3 protein-coding genes are annotated in these 4906 nt (G+C 26.6%); all 3 read left to right on the forward strand.

Annotated features, from left to right (window positions below; translation table 4 throughout):
• Positions 1 to 1905: 1905 nt before the first annotated feature.
• Positions 1906 to 2163: a hypothetical protein gene (locus TS70_RS05575; RefSeq protein WP_198049660.1), complete on the forward strand. Its 258-nt coding sequence runs from the start codon at positions 1906 to 1908 to the stop codon at positions 2161 to 2163.
• Positions 2150 to 2926, forward strand: coding sequence for a ParA family protein (locus TS70_RS05580; protein ID WP_198049661.1), 777 nt, complete (start codon positions 2150 to 2152; stop codon positions 2924 to 2926). Before TS70_RS05575 ends, TS70_RS05580 begins: the two co-directional genes overlap by 14 nt.
• 675 nt (positions 2927 to 3601) lie before the next feature.
• Positions 3602 to 4906 (forward strand): hypothetical protein (locus TS70_RS05590; RefSeq protein WP_198049663.1); only part of this gene is annotated, 1305 nt, incomplete at its 3' end.

The raw sequence follows: 4906 nt of genomic DNA on the forward strand, positions 1-4906 counted from the left end.
AAAAGAAAAAACCCCACNCTGTTGGTAANACNAAAGTGGTTAGTAAGGAAAATAACTAATGAGAATTATTCCATATGAATTATATAAATATACTCCTAATTTAAGTTTAATGGCATTGCGTAAGGAATTTGGAATGTATGACTATTGTTTAAATATGAACAAAACTAATATTGCAATGNAACCATTTTTAAACTTGGGGCGTAATTATTTTGATTTATCTTTTCAAAAATGATTTATTGAAATGAAAAAAAGGAAAAATTATGTTAATTCTTTTCATAAATTTTATGCTGAAAAAAATAAATTTAGTCCTATTAAAACAGATTTCTTCTTGCTTTTAGAATGTTGTTTACAGTGAGACTTAAAAGAATTTACGCCATATAATATAAATTTAAGTTGGTATGAAATAATTTTAAAATTTTTTAAACAATATAAAATAAGAGAATACTATTTTGATAATGAAAAATATCAAAATTTATTATATTGGTATAAAAATAAGTTTATGAGTTTAAATAAAACAGGAAAAATTAAACCTAAACAATTAAATATGATAGAGGTAATTGATTTTTGTAAATCAACATTATTATTTAATTTAGAAAAATAAATTAAATATAAATAAAAATGAATAGTAAGGTGTTGGTGTTATGGGTGAGTTAGAAAAAATATTGATTATGATTAATCGTTGGGGATATTTAAACACAGAGCAAGTTGCTTTGTTGACCCAAAAATCATTTATAAGTGCTAAACGAATTTTGGAACGAAATATAAAAAAAGGTTTTTATAAAATCGACCAACACACAAGAAAAAATATTTATTATCTTTCTCATAAGGGTAATACTTTTGTTGGGCGAGAGCATAAAAAAGCAATTAAGATAAATTGTTATGAAATGCCCCACCAAGACATGTTAATCAAATGACTTGTTGCACAAAGTGATATTGAACACTATCAAACAGAGAGGGAATTAAAAATGGAAAACGGTAATCTTAATGCTTACCCCGATTTAATTGTTTACAAAAATGATGGGACAATTCAATTAGTCGAGTTTGAGCGAACGCGTAAAATTCCAGAGCGGTTTAGAAAAAAACTTGATGGTCTCCGCAAATACTATAAAGACAACTATCAAGTCCATTGAATTACCCCTACCCAAACACTCGCCAATTGAATTGAAAANCAAATNAATAACTATGCTTGACAAGAGTTAAACACCTACGAAATNTNAAACAAAAAGGAGTAAAATATAAATGAAAGTAGGTGTGAAAATGGAAAAAGAAAAATGTAATTGCAGCTGTGAATGCAAATGTAATGAAAATAAAAATTCACAAGATAATACTTGTGAATGCAAAAAATAATTTTTTATGATAATATTATTTTGGAACAAATAAAAAAGTGAGAGTTAACCACTCTCCTAGTGCATTAAATTATCCTATTCGGATAATTTTTTAATTATAAAAATAATTTGCAATAGTAGCGTGATTATTTTGAGAACATTACAAATAATTTGTAATAATTCCATTAAACCACCGCCTAACTATTTTTTGGAACTGCTAGGGAGTGGTTAAAACTCTCAACCTAATTATAACATCGTTAAGTTAAAAACAATGCTTTTATACCCTTTTACATTGTGTTAAAACCCTTATTTTATAAGGGTTATTCATTGCTTGTTTTACTGTCGTTGTCTGTGGTGCATTGAGTGTTATTTTCACAGGGAAATGGTAATAAAATTTTATAATTAATATTATCATAATTATTTTATATAAAATAATTATATTTACTATATAAAGTATAAATAAGTATAAATAATTATTTATATAAAAAACCTTGATTTTATTTATATTTTTGGTATTATTATTAATTATATTTACTATATAAAGTATAAATAATTATTTTAGAAAGGAAACAAAATAATTATGCCAAATATAGATAAAGAAAAAACAAATATAACTAAAAATTTAATAAATAAAACATCAAGTTTTAGTGATGTTAAAGAATTTAAAAAATTAGATAATTCTACTTTTATGCCGCGTATGAAATGCAATTCTCGAGTTGTTATGGCATTTAGAAATGAAGCAAAAAGTAAGAAATGGCAATTAACAACTTTAATGAATGAAATTTTAGCAGAAAGATATAATATAGATTTGGAGGATAGTAATAATGAAGATGATTAGTTTTGCAGTAAAAAAGGGTGGGGCAGGAAAAACAACCCTTTGCAAAAATGTTGCCTACAAGTTGGCCCTTGATGAGGTAAAGGTCTTGTTGATTGACCTTGACCCCCAAGCAACTCTAACACTAAATTTAGTTAATAATGTTTATCATAAAAATAAAACAATAAAGTCTGTTTTAACAGAACCAAAATTAATCAAAATAGCACAAATTATACAAGAAACAAAATATAAAAACATTGATATTATTGTTGGTGGAGAACAACTAAACAAAGTATCTGCTATTTTAAATTTAAACTATTCAAATGAAAAAGACCAACATTTAATAGCAGATACTTTGTATATGCAAAATGATAAAACTTTTGATAGTTATGATTATGTGTTGATTGATTACCCGCCAACAATAAATGAATTATCTGTAAGTTTTTTAATGTTGTCTGATTTAATAATTGCACCTTTAACAGATGATGATGGTTGTTATAAAGGTGTATTAGATTTAAAAAATACTTTAAATTATATTGCTAAAATTATTAATAAAGAACCACCAAATATTAAAATTTTATTAAACAATGTAAAAAATAATGATGTTACAGAAACTATTTGGGAATGATTAAAAAATGATAATCTTACTCAATATTTATTAAAATGTGAGATTAAACATTCTGATACATTTTCAAAGAACACCGTTAAATTAGACACAATATGAACCAACCCTACATATTGGCGGCAAAAACAAGCCTATGAAGAACTCATCAAGGAAATCAAATAACAATGAAAAAAGTAAAAAAGTGTGAAATAAATAATTGCAATAAAAATATGGTTTCGCTTGTTGGTGTTGNTGTTCCTCCCTTTTGCGAATATCATAATGGAANGTTTTTTGAATATAGTGCAAATAATTTTTTAAATTTGAAACCAAACAGTTTAAAAAATATGGAAAAAAATAAAGATTTTCGGCAAGTATTTATTTTAGAACAGATAAATAACTTTAAAAAATTATATGAAAACAAAGATAAAAAAGAATAGATAAAAACTATGGGAAATAACAACTGTGGTAAATTATAACTTTGTGTTATAATTTCCTTACAAAGATATTTTTATCTTTGGTACCTAGCCCAAATGTATCAAATATCAATCTTTACTTTTTTATCCTATTTAGTAAAGTTTTAGCAAATAAAAAACTATAAACAAGATTGTTTATAGTGATATATTATTTATGGAATTAAATATTTTTAATAAAAATTAGTGATAGTAATTTATCTGAAAATAAATTACTATCGTGGAAACACTAGCGTTTACTAGCGTTTCCACCGACAATTTTAACATATTTCTTGGTGGTATTTTTGTGATACGCTTGTGAAATATGTTAGAAATTGCGTGTGGGAATAGTGCGGTGGTGCTATTCTCTTTTTTTATTAAAAAGAGATTTCAGAAAGGAAATAACGAAATGAAAAAATTATTAAGTATCTTAACAATTTCAACTTTGACAACGAGCGTTCCTGCACCGTTGATTGCCAACACTGTACAAACTTGTGTTAAACGCGATGTTAGTGCTTTGACATCTAACGCAAACAACGACTATCTACCATTAAATAAAATAAATGGAATAAACGAAGCAACAGCAATTGCTGTTGATAGTTCTAACAACATTTATCTTGGAGTTGATAAGGGTGCCTATGTGTTGAAACACGGGGAAACAATACCAACAAAAATTAATGGAGTAAATGGTAGGGTAAAAACTGCTGTTGATAGTAAAGATAACATTTATCTTGGAACTGATAACGGAGTATTCAAACTTCAATCTGTTTTGTCGTGGGTAAAAACAAATATAAATGTTAATTTGGTTGATAAATCAAAAAATATAGCGTGATTGCGTGATGACCAACTTGTTGCTAATGGACAAGTTAAAGTCAAAATGGAAAATACCAATATTAAAACTGTTAAAGTCAATGGTAAAGAAATGTCCCAAACAAATAAAGTATGAGAATTTGACTTACCAACAGATAGTACTACCGTTGAAAATAAAGACTATAAAATTGAAGTTGTTTTTACCCTTGATAAAAAAAGTTATGTGGGGCAAATTATCGTATCATCATTTCTATCTCAACCAAGTATTAATGTTAAAAAAAACACTTCGGTAATTGGCAATGTTGATAGTTATGTATATCAACTACCAACCAATGGCAAAGTAGGAGATATTACTTTAACTAGTGATTTGTACTACTCTGATACCGAAGTTAAAGTTAGTTTAAATAAACCAACTAGTAGTACAAATATTACAGCGCAAATATTTGGTTTAGATGAAAAATGAGAAAAAAACAGAAAAGTTTTTCAAATATTTGATAACCAAACATACAATTTAGATGGCAGTCAATTAGATACTTATCAGGGTCGTTATTTAATAGAAACAGAAGATAATGCAACAAACAAAAGTAGTTATTATGTTGTTATTAACAAAGATAATTTAACACCGAACTTTTGAGACACAGACCAAGGACAACAATTTTACGCGTGAGCGAATTTAAACGGCTATAATGAAAGTATTAAAAAACTTAATGCAACCGAACTAAACAAAATAATTAACGAAAGTAAAAATTGACAGCAACTAGCAAATGATAGTCAATTTGCAACGGTGGTTGCTGATTGGTTTAAAACCAATGGTAAATTGTTTTCAAAAGCACCGTTGACAAAAGAGCAAGTAGTAGCACAGCTAAAAACACAAATTCCAAACAGTATCAAAATTCCTGCAGTA

The sequence above is a fragment of the Spiroplasma sp. hyd1 genome (assembly GCF_016082235.1).
Classification (GTDB): Bacteria; Bacillota_I; Bacilli_A; order Mycoplasmatales; family Mycoplasmataceae; genus Spiroplasma; species Spiroplasma poulsonii.